This is a genomic window from Microcoleus sp. D3_18_C4 (assembly GCF_036702355.1).
Lineage (GTDB): Bacteria > Cyanobacteriota > Cyanobacteriia > Cyanobacteriales > Microcoleaceae > Microcoleus.
Map to the genome: position 1 here is coordinate 39,725 of NZ_JAUBTF010000051.1, position 19,691 is coordinate 59,415.

Genomic DNA, 19,691 nt, shown 5'->3' on the forward strand with positions numbered 1-19,691 from the left:
TTCGCATTCAATCTAAAATCCAAAATCTAAAATCCAAAATCCAAAATCGAATGACTCCCACCTTATTTGGCCGATGGCAAACTCGAATATTATTATTTGCAACGGTAGGCGTTTTAGTAACACTGCCATTTTTTCTAGGTTTAATCGCTGGTAAATCAGGCTCGATCTTTTTCTGGATTTTAGGGTATGTAGCGATTTTTGGCATCGGCTGGGATGCCTTATATATCTACATCCAGCAGTACCGCTGGGATCGAGATTGGCCCGGCGCATTTCAATTGCTCGCCGGGATTTGGGAAGCAATTTTTGTGTTATTTTTGATAGAAATAGTTGGTTTGCCCGGAATACCCAAGCCAGAGTTTGATTTGGGAGCATTTGCCCTACATTACAGTTTAGTATGGTTGGCGATTTATCTGGCATCGCAAACACTAATGCGGATTTTATTTCCCTACTGGCGTTTTCGAGGCGGTCAATGGTGGTAACAATAGTTGCGTTCAGGGACCCAGCGGGCAAATCTATCTTATAATCCACATCAAGCACCTTGCCAAAACTATCCCTTGGGCTTTCCTGATTATCTTCCTCTCTGGAATTTAGCAAACACTCTCTTGAAATTGGCGCTCGAAAAAACCAGAAACCACACCACAACACCCGCACCGATGCTAATCAAAAGCAGCATTAGCTGATGGGTGTATAATGGAGAAGTCACCACTCGCTGGAGAAACTAATGGAAGGGAAACTTAAAACTATTCCAAAATGCGGTACAAATGTTAGGAATATTTGATTAGTAAATTTAACTCAAAGCAATGCAAATTCATATTTATGCCGAACAAGGAGATATTGCAGGTGTAGCACGGCAAATTGCTAGTGGAGTCGATATTGATAGTACAGATCAATTTTACTCAATGACACCCTTGATGTGCGCGATCTCTAGCTCAAATGCAGCGATCGATATGGTTAAGTTTCTTTTAGACAATGGAGCTGATATTGAAGTGATTTGTGGAGAGCATAAAAATAATGTACTCAGCTTAGCCGTGCAGTCAGGGAGTCTCGATAAAGTTCGACTGATTTTGGATGCTGGAGCCAACATAAACTATCAAAGACCAAATGGCAATCATGTTTTAATCGATGCCATAAATGGATGCGCTATCTCAACAGATCGAGAATTATTATCAATTTTAAGTTTGCTGATCGAAAGAGGTGCAGAACTTAACAATGTCAATATCTACAGCGAGTCCGCCCTGAGGGTCGCCTCAAGAATGAGACGTTTTGATGCTGTCAAATTATTGCTAGAGGCAGGTGCGGATGCTAGTGACCTGCAATGGACAGGACTAATGCAAGCGATCGCCTGTGAGGATGTCGAAAATGTAAAGGTATTACTCGCTCAAAATCCCGATCTTTCTGCGCGCGACTGCTGGAGTCAAACTCCTTGGCTGTTGAGTTTGGAAGTCGGTAAGCTTGAAACAGCCAAATTATTATTGTTAGCAGGAGCAGATCGCAGCGATCGTGGACACTGTGGCAATACTCCATTGATGTATCCCATCGAAAACGATCAAACCGAAGTTTTAGAATGGTTGATTGACCAGGGATTTGATATCGAAGCTACTGATGATTTTAATAACACTCCTTTAATTTTAGCGGCAGAATGTGGCGCGACTGATTGCGTGCGTATTCTATTAGAGAATGGAGCAAATCCTAGTCGAATCAATCATTGCTCTAATAAGGCTATTAACTCGGCCACTAATCTACAAATTGTCCGAATACTTGTTGATGTGGGGGAAGATATAAGCGATATCAGCGATGATATGAGGCCATATCTCACTGGAGTGGGTAATTACGATCTAGAAGTAACGCTAGAACAGTATTTGTCTGGCAGAGAGCGTCGATTTGGGAAAACTAATCCAGAAGTAATGGAAGTGGACTTTTGGAAGGCAATGATTGTGAGTGGTAGTGAGGCTGGGGCTACGGAATTCATGTTTAGGAATCAGGATACCTACAATCCACCTGTATGGTGCTATAAAAGATTTGGGAGAACAATTACAGAATTGCCAGATGGAAGAATCATTGAAATTGCTGGCGAACACGAAGATTACTCCGATCCAAACTTTGGTATCTATAACGATGTGGTTGTTTACGACGGACATGGAAAATTTAAGATTTTAGGCTATCCCAAAGAGGTTTTCCCTCCTACTGATTTTCATTCTGCAACCTTAGTTGGAGAGTATATCTACATTATTGGTAATTTAGGCTATCCTAATGACAGAAACTATAATGAAACGCCAGTTTATCGACTGCATCATGGCACTTTCAAAATAGAAAAGCTGGAAACTACTGGAGATAAGCCTAAGTGGATTTGTCGTCACAAGGCGCATTACAAAGACCAATCAAAAATATTAATTACTGGTGGCAAAGTTTCCGAAAATTACGTTGACAACTCAATCGATTATATTTTGGATTTAACAACTTTAATTTGGAGTCAAGTGAATACGCAGGAATAAAAGGAGTTCTATTAAGTTAATCTTTTCTCTTTCCCAATGCCCAATGCCCAATGCCCAATGCCCAATGCCCAATGCCCTGTATATTCTCATTTTTTTCTGGTTCTGGCTTGCTCGATCTGGGTTTTGAGTCGAGCGGCTTTAATGTAGCGTATGTCAATGAAATTTTCCCACCTTTCATGCAAGCATACCGCTATTCTCGGCAGTGCCTGAATTTGCCGCTACCCGAATACGGATATTGCGAAGGAGAAGAAGCAGATGTAACTCGACTTGTAGGGGGAGAACCAGCTTTTCGCCTGCGGGAATTGATGCAAGATGCCCGCAAGCATCACGATATTGTGGGGTTTATCGCGGGGCCGCCTTGTCCTGACTTTTCTATTGGTGGCAAAAACCGAGGTGGGGAAGGAGATAAAGGCAAACTTTCAGCTTCCTACATTGAATTGATTTGCCAGCAGCAGCCGGATTTCTTTTTATTTGAAAATGTCAAAGGTTTGTGGAGAACCAAAAAACATAAGGCTTTTTATGACGCACTAAAAAACCAGTTGGCGGATTCGGGATACGTTTTTGCCGAACGTTTAATTAATGCGATAGAATACGGTGTCCCGCAAGATAGGGAGAGAATTATTTTGATTGGACTTAGAAAAAACCTTGTCAAAAATCTGGGCATTTCCCTAGAAGAAAAAATCCAAATGTTAGACGAAAGTTTATTTCCTTGGCAAAGTCAAGTATTATATCCAAACTCAGAAATTTTTTCTCATCCTTGGCCTGATAGAACAGCCTTTGCAGAGGATGGTTTCGTGCCTTGTTCTGATGGCATTCCCCAAGATTTAACGGTAGAATTTTGGTTCCAAAAAAATGACGTTCTCAACCATCCCAATGCCAAACACTATTTCCAGCCCAAAGCAGGCCTTAAGCGGTTTGCTTCCGTTGATGAAGGAGATGATTCAAAAAAATCTTTCAAGCGATTGCACCGATGGCGTTATTCGCCAACAGCTTGTTACGGCAATAACGAAGTTCACTTGCACCCTTACAAACTCCGCCGGCTTTCTGTTGCAGAAACACTGGCTATTCAGTCACTGCCCAAAGATTTTGCACTGCCGGCTAAGATGACATTAACTAATATGTTTAAAACTGTTGGCAATGGGGTTCCTTATTTGGCTGCACAAGGTATTGCCAAAACAATTTTACAGTTTTTACAGACAAAATAAATAGATAAATAAGCGCAAAACTATCTCAGAAACCCGGTTTCTTGCTAGATTTGTCGTGACTAATCCCAAAACTCGTAGAAACCGGGTTTCTAGCCCCCCGTAACAGTTAATCGTCGCGCCTCACACACGCTAGAGATTGGTGAACGGGGTTGTTTAAATGAACTAATAAAAATAAAAATTCACAAATGGTTGGGACTTGTTATATAATAGTTGTTTAAGGTTGAAAACCTATATTTTTTATTTGCCTGCAATTCGCCATGACCGTTAAACCCCGCCGCTATCACATCACTACTTTCGGATGCCAGATGAATAAAGCCGACTCGGAACGGATGGCCGGCATTCTCGAAAATATGGGCTTTGAGTTCTCGGAAGACCCGAACGAAGCTAGCTTGATTCTCTACAATACTTGCACAATTCGCGATAATGCCGAACAAAGAGTTTATTCTAACCTAGGAAGGCAAGCTCATCGCAAACGCCAAGAACCGGGTTTAACTTTAATTGTAGCTGGATGCGTCGCGCAGCAGGAAGGTGAAGCGCTGCTGCGGAGAGTGCCGGAATTAGACTTAGTAATGGGGCCGCAACACGCTAACCGACTTGAAGATTTGCTGGAACAAGTTTTTGAGGGCAATCAAGTCGTGGCGACTGAAGCTGTTGAGATTATGGAGGATATTACTAAGCCGCGCCGCGACAGCAAGGTTACTGCTTGGGTGAATGTAATTTACGGCTGCAATGAACGCTGCACTTATTGTGTTGTCCCGAATGTTCGCGGGGTTGAACAGTCGCGGATGCCGGAGGCTATTCGCGCGGAAATGGAGGATTTGGGCCGTCAAGGTTACAAGGAAGTAACTTTGTTGGGGCAAAATATTGATGCTTACGGGCGCGATTTGCCGGGGACAAAACCGGACGGCAGCAACCAGCATACTTTGACGGATTTGCTTTATTTTGTGCAGGATGTGCCTGGTGTCGATCGCCTCAGATTTGCTACTAGCCACCCGCGCTATTTTACGGAAAGATTGATTAAGGCTTGTGCTGAATTACCGCAGGTTTGCGAACATTTTCACATTCCTTTTCAGTCGGGAGATAATGATATTTTGAAAGCGATGTCGCGGGGTTATACTCAGGAAAAATACCGCCGGATTATTGATACAATTCGCCGTTATATGCCGGATGCTTCGATTACTGCGGATGCGATTGTCGGTTTTCCTGGGGAGACGGAAGCGCAGTTTGAGAAGACTTTGAAGTTAATCGAAGACGTTGGTTTCGATTTGGTGAATACTGCGGCTTATTCGCCTCGCCCTGGGACGCCGGCGGCTTTGTGGGAAGATCAGTTGAGTGAGGAGGTGAAAGCCGATCGCCTGCAACGAATCAATCATGTAGTCACAACAACGGCGATGGAACGATCGCAGCGCTATTTCGGACGCACTGAAGAGGTTTTGGTGGAAGTCCAGAATCTTAAAGATTCAACTCAGGTGATGGGGCGCACTCGCGGCAATCGTCTCACATTTTTTAAGGGCGATATTGCAGAATTGGCGGGTAAAATTGTGCGGGTTAAAATTACAGATATTCGGGCTTTTAGTTTGACGGGAGAAATGGTGGAATAGTTTTGAGTTTTGGGTTTTGAGTTGAATTACCAAAAATAATGTTGCTAAACTCAAAACATAAATTTTATGGTGTCAAATCGCAACTAGATTCCTGGGAAGATGTAATTTAATATCAGCAGCAAATTATGCAGAAACTCATTCGCATTTTGCTGCCAATAACTCTTTATAAAAATAAGCATGACTGGAGTATTGAGCGTTTCTTCTGACTCCGGGAATATCTAAGTGCGCGGAAAGACGATCGAGGAAATAAACTGTTTCAATTCAGGGCAAGAAACCTGAATCGAATGCGGATGGAAATGATGCAATTTTAGATTAAAGGTGGCTGTTTGCTGTGAATTGTGGCAACGGTTTAACTGAAAATGACCGGGGGTGTATTCAGGCTTTTGACAGGCGGGAGGGGGGATTTTAACCGCAGAGATCGCAGAGGACACTGAGGAAGAGTGGAACAGAGGAGATAAGTAGTTTTAAGGCGGTTGGTTTCTGCGTTAGCGGCGCTAACTGCGTGTATATTTGTCGAAAAGTCCTAGGAGTAGTGAAAAATGACAACGATGCGGATCGGGCTATTGTTCGGGGGGCGATCGGGCGAACACGAAGTCTCAATTAGTTCGGCGCGGGCGATCGCCGGCGCCCTGGCTGCGGAGGAAAATGCCTCTAAATACGAAGTTCGGCCCTTTTACATCCAAAAAAACGGCCGCTGGCTGTCGGGAACATTACCTCAAGAAGTCTTAGCCACCGGAAAACCTCTGGAAATAGAAGAACAAACAGCACAAAACGACTCTCCCGCTGGACAGTTTCCTAATTTTAATGCTGTAGATGTTTGGTTCCCTGTTTTGCACGGGCCCAACGGTGAAGACGGTACGGTGCAAGGATTGCTGAAATTAATGCAAGTTCCTTTTGTCGGTTCCGGGGTTTTAGGTTCGGCGCTAGGCATGGATAAAATTGCGATGAAAATGGCTTTTGCTCAGGCTGGTTTGCCGCAGGTAAAATACATCGCTGTCAACCGTTCCGAAATCTGGTCTAATCCTTGCGTTTTCCCCAAACTGTGCGATAAAATTGAAACAACTTTGGGTTATCCTTGCTTTGTCAAACCAGCCAATTTGGGTTCATCTGTGGGAATTTCTAAAGCTCGATCGCGCGCTGAATTAGAAGCTGCTCTCGACAGCGCCGCCAGCTACGACAGGCGGATAATTGTCGAAGCGGGTGTGGTTGCTAGAGAATTAGAATGTGCAGTTTTAGGTAACGATAATCCCCAAGCTTCAACCGTGGGAGAAATTACTTTTCAAAGCGATTTCTACGACTATGAAACTAAATATACCCAGGGACAAGCCGACTGCTCAATCCCAGCAAAAGTCAGCGGTGCGATCATCTCGCAAATCCAAGAAATGGCAGTACAAGCATTTTTGGCTATAGACGCGGCAGGTTTAGCGCGAGTAGACTTTTTCTACATTGAATCAACCGGAGAAGTTTTGATTAACGAAATCAACACTTTTCCCGGCTTTACAGCTACCAGTATGTATCCGCAAATGTGGGCCGCGGACGGCATTTCTTTCCCCGAATTAGTAGACCGTTTAATTCAATTAGCTCTCGAACGGCACGGGGAAAAAGGTTGAATCACGAGCTGCCAACCGCTGCCCGGTCAACAGCAAAAAATATTTTTTTCGCAGGTGATATATCCATACCAGCGGAAACGATATAACATGGTTGTGGCAGGCAGTGCCTGCCAGCAACCCAATTTCCCCTGGCAGAGCAACTGGGAATTTTCAGCAGTCGGGTATAAATAAATGCACTATAAAATGGTTAACGGAGAACGGCGAATAGCAGCGTCAATCTCACATCTTGCATCTCAAATTTTAACTCGGTTAACTTAGATGAGACGTTTCACTCAACTGCCGCAGTGGTGGACTTACGGACTGGTATTTCCCCTAGCGGTACTCAACTGCTGGTTAGCCCTCCTAGTCTTTGAATATTTTCGCGCCCTGATTACAGTTTTGGTAGTGGCTACAGTGCTGTCTTTTTTGCTAGATTATCCAGTGCGCTTTCTGCACAGATACGGCTTGAAGCGCGATCGAGCAGTTTTGTCGGTATTGTTTTTGACTTTACTGGTATTGGTAGTTTTAGGTGTAACTCTGGCCCCGATTCTGCTAAACCAAATCACTGAACTCGCCACCAGACTGCCGACTTGGATAGTTTCTGGCACAGAACAGATTGAAGCATTCCACAATTGGGCAGAAAATCGCAATCTCCGCATTGATGTCAGCGGTTTGACTACCCAATTGAGCGATCGACTTTCATCTCAATTGCAGTCTCTCACTGGCGAAATTCTCAAATTTGGCTTGGGTGCTGCAGACAGCCTGTTGAATTTCCTCCTCACAATAGTCGTGACATTTTACTTGCTCTTGCACGGCGATCGCGTATGGGAAGGATTGTTTAAATGGTTTCCCTCCAAGCAGAGCCTTCAATTGCGAGAGTTGCTAGCGCGAAGCTTCCACAACTACTTCGTCGGCCAAGCAACTTTGGCGGGATTGATGGGATTGTCTATTACTGTTGCTTTTTTAATTTTGCGAGTTCCCTTCGGACTTCTGTTCGGTTTGGGAGTGGGTGCAATGACTATGATTCCCTTCGGGGCACCTTTCAGTATTTGCATTGTCAGTTTGCTGATCACCTTAAACAATTTTTGGCTCGGCATCACAGTTTTAGCTGTCGCTACAGTAATTGAGCAAATAATTGAAAGCGGGGTTGCTCCTCGGTTATTAGGCGGTTTTATCGGCCTCAATCCTGTGTGGATTTTAGTGGCGCTGCTGGTGGGGGTTAAGGTGGCAGGAGTAGCAGGTTTGTTAGTGGCTGTGCCGATGGCTGGTTTTATTAAGAATACTGTTGATGTTTTGGAAATTTCGAGGAACAAGTCGAGGGAAATCGATTCGGTTAGTTCCATTGAACCTATGGAGCAATAATATTGCAAACTCCGTTTTTATCTCAAATTTTAACAGAGTTTTGGTCGGCTATTTTAAGTTGGTTTAGTTGATATTTTAGCTTGAGGGTTTACAGTTTTTTTTACTTCCTGCTTTAGGTTTAGGCTTTCCGCCTGCTTTAGCTAATGGCATGGACGCAGGCGGTATTAAAAACCCGGTTTCTACCTTAACGTCGATCGCTCACAACGAATATTTGGCGTAGAAACCTGGGTTTTTGGAGTCCAGGGTTGTTGTTGACTTCGGATATCAATCCTGTGAAATTTTCACGGGAAATGCGGAATATGCGAGCTGGCTACCGTAGTTTATATTATCGCACTCACACAGCAATTCACCAGTGCCGACTCAGCTCGATCGCACTCAAAAGCTGGAATCAACACTTTGCTTACGACTGTCCGGTTTCTACCCCACCTGGTAGGGTAAACCCCACCAGTCAAACAGACATTACAAATGCTTGAATTAAAATTAAAGCTCCTTTACTTCTAACTTAATTACAGTAGGTGCTAAAAATGCAAAACCATAATTATAACTCTCGCTCTAACTGCCATCAAATCAATACTATGTCAACCAAAAATATGCCTGCTACCACTGTGACTTCTCGCCGTTTTGCTTTACCGAAAAAACTGGCTTTTTTATCCCTTATTTTACTCGGCTCCACCGCAACTGTTGGCTGCAACGCCCTAACTTCTCAAGTTCCTGGAAGTTCTAACGCCATTCAAGCTGAACCTTCAAGTACAGCGCCAATCTCAGCATTGCCTGCAAATATACTGCCCTCTCAAGACTCTAATTTTGTTACTAAAGTTGTGCAGGAAGTCGGCCCGGCGGTAGTGCGGATTAATTCTTCTCGCACCGTGACGAACCAAGTTCCAGATGAGATACCTGAGCAATTCCGCCGCTTCTTCGGTTCCGAATCTCCGATTGCACCGGGAAATCGAGTAGAACGGGGTTCTGGTTCGGGTTTTATTTTTGGTTCCGACGGTCGCATTTTGACTAACGCTCACGTCGTTGACCGCGCGGATACGGTGACGGTAAAACTGAAGGATGGCCGCGAATTTGTCGGCAAAGTTTTAGGCGTCGATACAGTTACTGATGTGGCTGTTGTTAAAATTGAAGCTAACAATTTGCCTGTGGTGAGTTTGGGCAAATCTGAAGAATTAGAGCCGGGAGAATGGGCGATCGCGATCGGCAACCCCCTCGGTTTGGACAATACTGTCACTGTGGGCATTATTAGCGCTACAGGCCGTTCTAGCGCCGATGTCGGTGTTCCTGACAAGCGCGTCAGCTTTATTCAAACCGACGCTGCGATCAATCCCGGCAATTCTGGTGGCCCGCTGCTGAATCAGCGCGGTCAAGTTATCGGCATGAATACGGCGATTATTCAAGGCGCTCAAGGATTGGGTTTTGCTATTCCGATCGATCGAGCACAACAAATTGCCGACCAATTAGTAACAACAGGAAAAGCCGAACATCCTTATCTCGGCGTTCGGATGTTGAGCATTACTCCCGAAATCAAGAGAGAATTTAATCAAAATCCCAACACGAAATTGAGGCTGACTGAAGATAAAGGCGTGTTAGTTTTGGGAGTTGCTAGAAATTCTCCGGCGGCACAAGCTGGAGTTCGTCTTGCCGATGTGATCAAGAAAATCAACGGTACAGAAGTAACTGATGCTGGCAGCGTACAACAAATTGTGGAGAAAAGTACAGTGGGCAGCGATCTACAGCTTGAATTGAGCCGCGGCGGACAACCTGTTACTGTGGCGGTGAAAGCGGGTGCTTTTCCAGCGGATCAGCAGCAGTAGAATTGTTGATTGAAACTGAGATATTGCACCATTGTCAATAATCCTTTTAGGAACAGGCATCTTGCCTGTTCCACAAGAAAATTAATCTCTTGTGGAACGGGCATCTTGCCCGTTCTTGAGAATGGTGCAAGAAGTGAGTTGTAACCGGATTGTGCTGTGAGACGGGGTTTAATCCCCCGTCGGGATGTCGTAGTAATTATACTAAGTTACCATAATTTATATTGTTTATTAAGAGGTAGAAAAATGGCTAACATTAATCGGAGGCGTAATGAAAATATTAATGGTAACTTTTATGTAGACAGTACCTGCATTGACTGTGATACTTGTCGGTGGATGGCACCTGAAGTATTTGGTCAAGCGGGAGAACAGTCTGCGGTTTACCACCAGCCAACTAATGAAACTGAAGAAATACGATCGCTCGCGGCTCTTTTGTCTTGCCCCACAAGTTCGATCGGCACTGTAGAAAAACCCAAAAGGATCAAAGAAGCCCAGCAACTGTTGCCCGCACTCGTAGCAGAAAATGTCTATCACTGCGGCTACCACTCAGAGAAATCCTACGCCGCAGCCAGCTATTTAATTGTCCGCCCCGAAGGAAACATTTTAGTTGATTCTCCTCGTTTTGTGCCGCCGCTAGTCAAAAACATAGAAGCAATGGGCGGCATTCGCTATATGTACTTGACTCACCGCGATGATGTGGCAGATCATCAACAATACCGCGACCATTTTGGGTGCGATCGCATCATTCATTATGACGAAATTAACGCTGATACTTGCCGTGTAGAAATTCAATTGTCGCCCAGCGAACCGTATCAACTAGCAGACGATTTGTTGATTATATCGGTGCCAGGTCACACGAAAGGTCACACAGTTTTGCTTTACAATAACAAGTTTTTGTTCACCGGCGATCATCTTGCTTGGTCGGAAAGTTTGCAGCAGCTAGTTGGGTTTCACGATGTCTGTTGGTATTCTTGGCCGGAACAAATCAAATCAATGCAGAATTTGGCTAATTACTCGTTTGAATGGGTGTTGCCGGGACACGGCCGCAGGTATAATGCCGATCGACAAACCATGAGCGAGCAAATGCAAAAGTGTGTTGCTTGGATGCTTGATGCTTAATGCGATCGGCTTCATAACTCCGACTCAGCCAGATTCATTTGACCCCGGTAGCCTGTGAAAATCCGACTGCCATCTTTGAGAATATGAATCTCCATCTGATCGCTCGCCCAAGTGAGTTGATCCTCAAAAGCAGGATTGAAAAGATGTACGCGCTGGTTGCTGGAAGAAACGAGAGAATCGGGTGAGTGGACTGCCAAAGACTGCACATAGGCACCATCGATTAAAATATCGAGTTGTTCCAGCAAGTCCTCAACACCAGCCGGCCTCTGTTCCGATCGCAATTGTTCTAACGTGAAGCCAGTAAACGACATGACATTTAATCCTGCTGCTTTCACTTGGCGTGCCAAATCTGCCAAGGCGGGAGCTTGCCAAAAAGGTTCTCCGCCCGAAAAAGTGACACCCTGATTGCGAGGATTGCTGAGAATCTGCTGGGCAAGAACATCAACCGCAATTAATTGATTAATCTCAAAAAACCAAGAAGCCGGATTAAAGCAGCCTGGACACTCCCGCAGGCATCCTTGCACCCAGATCACGGCTCGACAACCGGGCCCATTCACTTCCGACTCGTCTACATATCCCATGATGTTGAGATAGCCAGGGGGAATGTCTAAAAGCTGAAAATATGGGTTGGTTTTCTGAGGTTTCATCGCTTCTCTGCCTCTGGTTTTAATGATGGGTAACGCACTGGAATTCCTATCACACGTTCAATGCGATCGGCAAAAACCTGTAGCACTTCAGCCTTGACTTGCTTGAGTTGCCTTGTCGGATATAAACAGGCATTGGGCGGATCATTCCCTCGTGCTTCTAGCTGATGCGTCAGGGGGCAAAGTCGCGTCGGCGTGTTGAGTTGGATTTCGTCCGGCAGTAATGCTTGCATCCGGCGGATGTACTCTGCCCGATCCTGTTCGTTCCACTCGGTTAGTAGCATCGTCTGAATTGCCAGGTGTCCTGAATAGAGTTGGCGAAATTCGAGGAGACCGGCCCAAATGTCCTGGAGGTGGATGGTTGGCATGGGGCGATTGATGCGACAGAATGATTCAGCAGCAATGGCATCAACTTTGACAGCTACCCAATCGGCGATCGCCAGTTCCTCACACACCGCGCGATCGCCCAGCAAACTGCCGTTGGTCAATACCCCAACGGGCTTCCCGGTCATCTCCTTCGCCATAACCAGAATTTCGCCTAAATTCAGCGCCAGAGTTGGCTCACCGCTACCGCTGAGGGTGATGGTGTTCACATCGCTGACAGGGAAGGATTGCAGATCCTGTTGAATTTTCTGAGTCGGGACAAAAATCTGGCGGTTGCAACTCTGGTACTCAATCTCACCTAACTGGCAATACACACAGTTAAATGAGCAAGTAGAATCAGGCCCGATCGGATCAATTCCTAGCGATCGCCCAAAGCGCCAGGATTGCACGGGGCCGTAAACAGAAGTGAAGGGTTTAGTGACAGTAGACATGGCTTCATGTCGCTCTCCAATTTTATGAAGGTGTACCATTTTGAGCAGGTGGCATCACCACTTTTCGGGCGACACCCAATTTCTTTAACAGCCAAATTGCCCACCAGGTCGGATCGTACTCCCACCAGCGCCAGCCTGCTTTGGCAACGTTAGGATGGGCGTGGTGGTTATTGTGCCAACCTTCGCCATAGGTGAGAATAGCCGCCCACCAAAGATTGCGGGAGTTGTCGTTTGTGTCAAAGGTACGGTATCCCCACAGGTGAGTGACCGAGTTAATAAACCAGGTGCTATGCCAGAGTAAAACGGCTCGGACAAACATACCCCAGATCACAAATGACCATCCCCCCAGTGCATACAGCAGTAGCCCCAAGGGGATTTGCAGCAGCAAAAAGTTTCGATTCAGCCAGCAATAAAATCGATCGCGTGTCAGATCGGGGGCAAACCGCTGGTACTGTTCATAATCAAAGAATTCTGAATGGGGGTAGAAAATCCACAGCATATGGCTCCACCAGAACCCCCGACGGGCAGAGTAAGGATCTTTATCGACATCCTCGGTATAGGCGTGGTGTAGCCGATGACCCGCCACCCAGAAAATTGGCCCTCCTTGTAGAGCAAAGGTACCGATCAGGGTGATCGCATATTCCAGCCCTTTAGGAACCTGAAAACTGCGATGGCTCAATAGGCGGTGATAGCCCAAACAAATGCCAATACTGCCAAATAACCAATGCAAAAATAGGGTCATACCCAAGGCAGACCAGGAGAAGCACCAGGGGGCTAAGAGCGCGAGGGCATGAATAGTCGTGAAAAAGAAGACCGCAGTCCAATCCAGCGGAACTCGAGTGGGAGTTGTTGGCAACAGTTTAGCGGTCATTAATTACCTCACAAAACAAAAAGTTTGGGAATAAACATGAGAAAAAGCAATCGCTGTTATAGCAATCCTTGCAGGAGTCGTAAACTTTTTACCCCACCCCAACCCTCCCCTTATCAAGGGAGGGAGTAAGAAATTCACAAATGATGCGAGGATTGCTATACCAGTCAAATAAATGCGCCCATTTGGTTAAACTGTAAATCAATCCCAGGATTGATCCACTCGCCTGTCATGGGTAGGCATTGTGCGATCGCCGGAGCGACTTATTTACCCAAAACTCCCACTCAGCTCAAGCAAGCTGCCAGATCGGCATCAGGGGTGGTAATGGCCTGCAAGTTATATTTTTCCGACAGAAGCTTGAATACATTGGGAGAAATAAACGCCGGCAATGTCGGCCCTAGACGAATGTTTTTAATCCCCAAATGCAAGAGAGTTAGCAAGACGGCTACTGCCTTTTGTTCATACCAGGACAGAATCATGGAAAGGGGTATATCGTTGACACCTACCTCAAAGGCATTGGCTAGGGCTACAGCAATCTGAATCGCGGAGTAGGCATCGTTGCACTGACCAACATCCATCAGGCGGGGTAGTCCGTCAATGTCGCCCATTTGTCGATCGAAGAACCGAAACTTGCCGCAAGCTAGGGTGAGCACGACACAATCATCAGGTACTTTTTCTACGAACTCGGTGTAGTAGTTGCGATCGGGTTTGGCTCCATCACAGCCCCCTACCAGGAAGAAATGGCGGATTTTACGCTGTTTCACAGCCTCAATGATTTTATCTGCCACACCTAGGACTGTATTGTGGGCAAAACCAACTGTGACTTCCCTGGGTGGTGCATCTTCAGTAAAGCCGGGAAGTGCCAGTGCTTTCTCAATAACTGGAGTAAAATCGGGTGTGTCATTGTCGATCGCACTCAAGTTAATCAGACCCGGATAGCCGACGGGGCCAACGCTAAAGAGTTTATCTTCATAATAGGAATGGGTTGGCATTAAGCAGTTGGTCGTAATCACGATCGCACCGGGGAACTTGCCAAAATCCTTGGTTTGGTTCTGCCAAGCAGTGCCGTAGTGACCGTAGAGATGGGGGTACTGCTGTTTTAGTTTGGGATAGCCGTGGGCTGGTAGAAGTTCGCCGTGGGTGTAAACAGTAATTCCAGTGTCTGCTGTTTGCTTCAGCAAGCCTTCGAGTTGTTTGATGTCATGTCCTGAAACCAGAATCGCCTTCCCTTGCCGTGGATTGAGGGGAACAGGCGTGGGAATTGGGTGCCCATAGGTACCGGTATGTCCGGCATCCAATAGTTCCATCGATCGCAGATTAATGGCTCCCACCTCAAGAGCAAGATTCACCCACTCCTGCAAGCTCAAGGTCTGGTTATCGAGGGCGACAAGTGCCTCGTAAATGAAACGATACACCCGCTCGTCTTCCTGTCCCACTTCGTAGGCGTGGAAGGTGTAGGAGGCAAGACCCTTAACCCCATATAGCACCGTGAGTTTGAGCGAGAAAATATCCACATTCGAGGCAGACTGACTCATGAACTGGATGGGAATCAGCTCACCCTGCTCAACCAGGCTATCCTCAAAGTTGGGTTCCCAGTTGGAAATTTCCGACCAAGTAGGTGGAGTGTCTGTTGCTTGCTGCACTTGAGCCTTGAGATTGGCGCGATGGGCGATCGCTTCCTGGAGATACTCAACAAACCGCTTTTCGGAAAAGTTGACATTCGTCATCGTGGCAAAGATCGCTTCGCAGGTGAAGACATCCACTGCATGAGTATCAAGGCCTAACTCTTTTGCTTTGAGGGCAATCGGAGCCAACCCGCGCAGATAATAAATCAGCAGATCTTGGATAGCATTCACCTGGGGACTTTTCCCACAAGCACCAAACTGATGGCATCCTTGTCCGCTTGCTGTTTGTTCGCATTGTTCACAGAACATTGATTTTTCCTTGTTGAATTGGTTGTAATTTACGCAACAACTCGGTTATGAAAGTATTTATCCGTCCCTAACTATGTTAACTAATCTGAGTTAACAAATATGACGACGATTCATAGGGACTTGGAAAACCGTTTGCTTGAGTGGGGGATGAGATAGCTATCAAACACCGATGCAATATTGCGAATTAGCAAGCGGCCGATCGCCGTTACTTCAATGCCATCGCCCCAACGTTTGATTAACCCATCGGCTTCTAAGGCATCAAGTTGTGGCAAAACCTGAGCGAAATAGTCATTAAAATCGAGATCGAAGCCGAGATGGTATTTTTCTCCCAAATCTTGCACCGACAGTTGGAATTGACACATCAATTCCATGATTACTGTGCGCCTAATCAGATCGTTCTGATTAAGTATAACACCTTTTTCGATCGGCAATTCATTCCTATCGATCGCCTGATAAAAGTCTTTCAATCGCTTGTGGTTTTGGGTATACACATCCTGCAACATACTGATGGAAGTCATGCCAAAGCCCAACAGATCCGATTCGGGCTTAGTGGTATAACCCTGAAAATTACGATGTAGTTGCCCAGCTTGTTGCGCGATCGCTAGTTCATCATTGGGCTTAGCAAAGTGATCCATACCAATAAACACATAGCCATTTTGCGTCAGTTGGGCGATCGTACTTTGCAGAATTTTCAGCTTTTCGCCCGCAGTCGGCAAAGCAGATTCCGGCATTCGTTTCTGAACCGGTTTGAGCCAGGGAACATAGGCAAAATTAAAGACGGCAATGCGATCGGGATTTAATTGCAAGGTCTTCTGTACCGTTTCCTGGAATGTTGCTTGTGTCTGGAAAGGTAAGCCGTAAATCAAATCCACATTGACACTTTCAAACCCTGCTTCCCGCATCCAATCCATCACATCAAACAACATCGCTTCGGGCTGCACCCGATTGATAGCTTCCTGCACGGTGGGATTAAAATCCTGAATACCAAAGCTAATCCGATTGAATCCTAATTGTCGCAAAAATAGAATATATTCGCGATCGATATAGCTAGGATTGACTTCGATCGATATTTCTGCCGCGTCATCGAACCGAAAATATCGATTTAACTGGTTCCAGAGAAACTCTACCTGACTGCGATCGAGATAGTTGGGAGTGCCTCCGCCCCAGTGCAACTGATGCACCAGCCGATCGGCATCCACCAAACTGGCAACTTGGCGAATTTGGCGATCGAGATAGCCTAAATAGGGTTCTACCACCTCCTTGCGCTGGGTAATGATGGTATTGCAGCCGCAGAAATAACAGGGCGTTTCGCAAAAGGGGATGTGGCAGTAAAGCGATAAGGGAGTTTGTTTGTAATTGCCGACGGCGATCGCAGTTTTAAATGCTTTGCGATCAAAATCAGTGCTTAATTCTGTGGCGGGTGGATAGCTGGTATAGCGAGGTAAAGGCTGGTTGTATTTATTCAACAATGCAGCATCAAATTCAACCGTTTGTGATAACTGTTTCATTAACTGATGTGTCCTTCTTTTGTTTTGTAGATTCAGAACCCCGGCATATTTTAGAGATACGATCGATCTTGTTTTCGTGGGGCGAGTTATTTCGCGACAGATTCTCGCTTGGCATGAGGGCTGCGGCCTTCTGTGCTACCGGGGCGATCTTGCCGAGTCAGCAAATCAAAGGTATGTTCTCCAATCGCCGCTTTCACATCGGCTTCGAGTTCGTGCATTACATCCTGGTTAAGGGTAAATGCCGTATTTGCTTCGGCGACAATTCGCTCGATCGTGTCAGCATCCACCGGAAACTCATCAAAGGTTTGGCGATAGCGTTCCTTAAATACTCGCCTTGCTTCTGGTGTCGAGATTTGGGAAAATTCATAGAAATTTGTTCCTTGATCCGGCGGCAGAGACAACGCCGATCGAATCACGTTTTTCAAGCTTTGTCCGCCGGATAAATCACCCATGTAGCGGGTGTAGGCATGGGCAATCAGCAGGACTGGATCGGTTTCTGAGAGGGTTTGAATGCGATCGCGATACACACAACCCGCTGGAGAAGCTGTAATTTCCTCCCGCCAATTTTCACCGTAATAAAAAGCTAGATCGCAAGCCAAATTCTCAGTGCGATTTAACTCAGGGAAATAGAGAGTCCCGATAATCGGGTGGTTGACATGGTTCTGCAAAGCCGTTTCTAGGGCGCTGTAAACAAAGTACAAATCGGCAAATAGTTTACGCAAAGGTTCCCGTTCCACAATGCCTTTCATAAAGCATTTCATAAATGCTGTATTTTCGGCTGTGGTGTGGGATTGCATCGTGCCTTCTCGGAGGCGTGTCGATAGATTAGTCATGGCAATATCTCCTAATTAATAGCGGTTCTGGACGATTCAGCATTAATCGAAGGCAGTAAATAAAGGCGCAACAACTGCCAGACAATCACAGCAATCCAGGGTAATTTTTGGCAAAATTGGATGGCGACAGGGCGCTGGTTAGTTGAGATTTCTGCTAGCTTCTGATTGGCGATAGCACATCGATCCAAACGGGGAAAGAACTCTGGATGGTGAGTATCTAAAATACTGGGAAACGCCCGTTTTGCCGTTTCATTGGTGTGATGAATCACCTGCTTGTTATATTCATCGGCGTCGATACCGATCGAGTCATAAAATGTGGAGCGTTCCAATACCGTCATTGTGTGGGTGGCAAACACCGTCAGTAGGAAAAACCGCGCCCAGAGTCTTGCTTTCCAGTTATTCCAAAGCTTAGGTTGCGATCGCAACAAAGCCTTAAAGAAATCCCCATGCCGATTTTCGTCCTGGCACCAATTCTCAAAGTAGCGAAACAGGGGATAAATTTGATGTTCGGGATGTTTTTCGAGATGGCGATACACCAAAATATAGCGCCAGTAGCCGATTTTTTCCGACAGATAAACAGTATAAATTACCCATTCTGGAGGGAAGAATGTGTAGGTACGATTTTTTGTTAAATAGCCCAGATCCAGAGACAAGCCAAAATCTGCCATCGCCTTGTTCAAGAAACCGGCATGACGCGCTTCATCCCGTGCGAGTAAGCTAAACGCTTCCGATAACAACGGTTGGCGATTCTTAAGTTTGCGGGATAGTTCTTTGAACAACAGAAAACCCGAAAATTCTGAGGTACAGGAGCGCTCTAGAAAGTCAATAAATGCCTTTCGCGTTTCGCCATCAATCTTGTCCCAGCATTGCTCAAACTCTTGATTGCGGACAAAATGGTGGCGGTTATAGTCCGCGCGCAATTCTGCTACAACTGCTTCTAATTCCGCTTGTTGCCCGGACAGATCCATTTCGGCAACGGCATCAAAATTGGTGGTGTAAAAGCGGGGTGTTAACAGGGTTTCTTGAACAGGTGCTTTAATGCCGGATGGCAGACCAGCAGACTCCGATTTACTAATTGAACTGACCATAGGAGTGGAGAGTGGATTGTTCGGAATTGATGACTGTGCACCACATTGCCTTAATCCGCGATCGCCCACAAGTCAGTTACCAGTGGTATCCTATAGTTACTTGAGGTAAAGCATTGAAGCAAATAGGACGCTTGAGCCATTTCTAAAGAAATATGGAAATTATCGTGAAGGCAACTGTGAAGGGAGTTTATGGTGGAAGCAAGTCAGTGCGTAGAGGTTAAATGTCCGATTCAATTTGTGCTGGATTTGTTGGACAATAAATGGTCAATTTTGGTTCTACGCGAACTGTTTGGAGGCGATCGCCGTCCCCACGAATTACTCGCGGCACTTCCGGGCATCAGCACCAAAACCCTCACCCAACGCCTACGAGAGTTGGAATCTCAAGGGTTAGTCGATCGGCGTGTTTATGCCGAGATTCCGCCCCGTGTAGAATATTCCCTCACGCCCAAGGGTCGCCAAATTCAACCGGTGATGGCAGCCCTGCATCAAGTAGGATCGCAGTGGCTGGGACAGGAGAGTTGTATTTGTCCCCTAACACACTCGGATGCTGAGGACGATCGCATGGACGCTTCAGGTCTAGTTTCAGATTAAAAATGGTCAGAATTATTAATCTCTCTCTTCTCTTCCTCAGTGTCCTCTGCGCCCTCTGCGGTTTAACCATTCCGGTTATGGCGGGTGAATGCCGTGGGTTAAATTAAGTTCCGCTAAGAATTAGCCTTGGGAATAGCCACCAAAGTCATAGAATTCTGGGGGGGTAACAACCAGCCTGAAACCCATACCTTTGTAAGGATTGAGCCAATGTGTGCTAAAAAAAAATAGGCA

Annotated in this window: 17 protein-coding genes; 10 read left to right on the plus strand and 7 right to left on the minus strand. The window is 46.0% G+C overall.

What is annotated here, in order from left to right:
- Positions 1 to 50 precede the first annotated feature (50 nt).
- The 9 genes from QUA90_RS22505 to QUA90_RS22545 all read left to right on the plus strand — a co-directional run bounded on the left by QUA90_RS22505 (position 51) and on the right by QUA90_RS22545 (position 11,179).
- Positions 51 to 479, plus strand: a complete 429-nt coding sequence (locus QUA90_RS22505; protein ID WP_333135209.1) for a hypothetical protein — start codon at positions 51 to 53, stop codon at positions 477 to 479.
- A 321-nt stretch (positions 480 to 800) separates the two neighbouring features.
- Complete coding sequence (locus tag QUA90_RS22510; protein ID WP_333447809.1) at positions 801 to 2,492, plus strand: ankyrin repeat domain-containing protein; 1,692 nt, start codon at positions 801 to 803, stop codon at positions 2,490 to 2,492.
- A 71-nt stretch (positions 2,493 to 2,563) separates the two neighbouring features.
- On the plus strand, positions 2,564 to 3,697 hold the full coding sequence (locus tag QUA90_RS22515; RefSeq protein WP_333447811.1) for a DNA cytosine methyltransferase: 1,134 nt from the start codon (positions 2,564 to 2,566) through the stop codon (positions 3,695 to 3,697).
- Positions 3,698 to 3,954: 257 nt separating this feature from the next.
- Entirely contained in the window at positions 3,955 to 5,298 is a 1,344-nt protein-coding gene (miaB, locus tag QUA90_RS22520) for a tRNA (N6-isopentenyl adenosine(37)-C2)-methylthiotransferase MiaB (protein ID WP_333447813.1), read from the plus strand.
- 539 nt (positions 5,299 to 5,837) lie between these two features.
- Positions 5,838 to 6,908 (plus strand): D-alanine--D-alanine ligase family protein, encoded by a 1,071-nt coding sequence (locus QUA90_RS22525; protein WP_333447815.1) that lies wholly within the window; start codon positions 5,838 to 5,840, stop codon positions 6,906 to 6,908.
- Between the two features lie 258 nt (positions 6,909 to 7,166).
- Positions 7,167 to 8,249 carry an AI-2E family transporter gene (locus QUA90_RS22530; RefSeq protein WP_333329717.1) on the plus strand — a complete coding sequence of 361 codons (1,083 nt, stop codon included), beginning with the start codon at positions 7,167 to 7,169 and terminating at the stop codon, positions 8,247 to 8,249.
- A 299-nt stretch (positions 8,250 to 8,548) separates the two neighbouring features.
- Positions 8,549 to 8,722, plus strand: coding sequence for a hypothetical protein (locus QUA90_RS22535; protein ID WP_333447817.1), 174 nt, complete (start codon positions 8,549 to 8,551; stop codon positions 8,720 to 8,722).
- A gap of 102 nt (positions 8,723 to 8,824) precedes the next feature.
- Positions 8,825 to 10,063 carry an HhoA/HhoB/HtrA family serine endopeptidase gene (locus QUA90_RS22540; protein ID WP_445300134.1) on the plus strand — a complete coding sequence of 413 codons (1,239 nt, stop codon included), beginning with the start codon at positions 8,825 to 8,827 and terminating at the stop codon, positions 10,061 to 10,063.
- A gap of 243 nt (positions 10,064 to 10,306) precedes the next feature.
- Positions 10,307 to 11,179 carry an MBL fold metallo-hydrolase gene (locus QUA90_RS22545; protein ID WP_333447821.1) on the plus strand — a complete coding sequence of 291 codons (873 nt, stop codon included), beginning with the start codon at positions 10,307 to 10,309 and terminating at the stop codon, positions 11,177 to 11,179.
- A gap of 11 nt (positions 11,180 to 11,190) precedes the next feature.
- On the opposite strand, the gene QUA90_RS22550 is transcribed toward QUA90_RS22545, so the two are convergent.
- From QUA90_RS22550 to acsF, 7 genes are all read right to left on the minus strand, one after another.
- Complete coding sequence (locus tag QUA90_RS22550) at positions 11,191 to 11,826, minus strand: 4Fe-4S single cluster domain-containing protein (RefSeq protein ID WP_333447823.1); 636 nt, start codon at positions 11,824 to 11,826, stop codon at positions 11,191 to 11,193.
- Positions 11,823 to 12,638 (minus strand): radical SAM protein, encoded by an 816-nt coding sequence (locus QUA90_RS22555; RefSeq protein WP_333447825.1) that lies wholly within the window; start codon positions 12,636 to 12,638, stop codon positions 11,823 to 11,825. The genes QUA90_RS22550 and QUA90_RS22555 overlap by 4 nt, the downstream gene beginning before the upstream one ends.
- A 22-nt stretch (positions 12,639 to 12,660) precedes the next feature.
- Complete coding sequence (locus QUA90_RS22560) at positions 12,661 to 13,509, minus strand: fatty acid desaturase (protein ID WP_333447827.1); 849 nt, start codon at positions 13,507 to 13,509, stop codon at positions 12,661 to 12,663.
- Between the two features lie 281 nt (positions 13,510 to 13,790).
- Positions 13,791 to 15,440, minus strand: coding sequence for a hydroxylamine reductase (gene hcp, locus QUA90_RS22565; RefSeq protein WP_333447829.1), 1,650 nt, complete (start codon positions 15,438 to 15,440; stop codon positions 13,791 to 13,793).
- Positions 15,441 to 15,550: 110 nt separating this feature from the next.
- Positions 15,551 to 16,948, minus strand: a complete 1,398-nt coding sequence (hemN, locus tag QUA90_RS22570) for an oxygen-independent coproporphyrinogen III oxidase (RefSeq protein WP_333447831.1) — start codon at positions 16,946 to 16,948, stop codon at positions 15,551 to 15,553.
- A gap of 86 nt (positions 16,949 to 17,034) precedes the next feature.
- Positions 17,035 to 17,781 carry a heme oxygenase (biliverdin-producing) gene (locus QUA90_RS22575; protein WP_333447833.1) on the minus strand — a complete coding sequence of 249 codons (747 nt, stop codon included), beginning with the start codon at positions 17,779 to 17,781 and terminating at the stop codon, positions 17,035 to 17,037.
- 11 nt (positions 17,782 to 17,792) lie between these two features.
- Positions 17,793 to 18,869 (minus strand): magnesium-protoporphyrin IX monomethyl ester (oxidative) cyclase, encoded by a 1,077-nt coding sequence (gene acsF / locus QUA90_RS22580; protein ID WP_333447835.1) that lies wholly within the window; start codon positions 18,867 to 18,869, stop codon positions 17,793 to 17,795.
- A 189-nt stretch (positions 18,870 to 19,058) separates the two neighbouring features.
- Between acsF and QUA90_RS22585 the strand changes: the two genes are divergently transcribed.
- The gene (locus QUA90_RS22585) at positions 19,059 to 19,460 is read left to right on the plus strand and encodes a helix-turn-helix domain-containing protein (RefSeq protein ID WP_333329684.1); all 402 of its coding nucleotides are present in this window, start codon (positions 19,059 to 19,061) and stop codon (positions 19,458 to 19,460) included.
- The last annotated feature ends 231 nt before the right edge of the window (positions 19,461 to 19,691 follow it).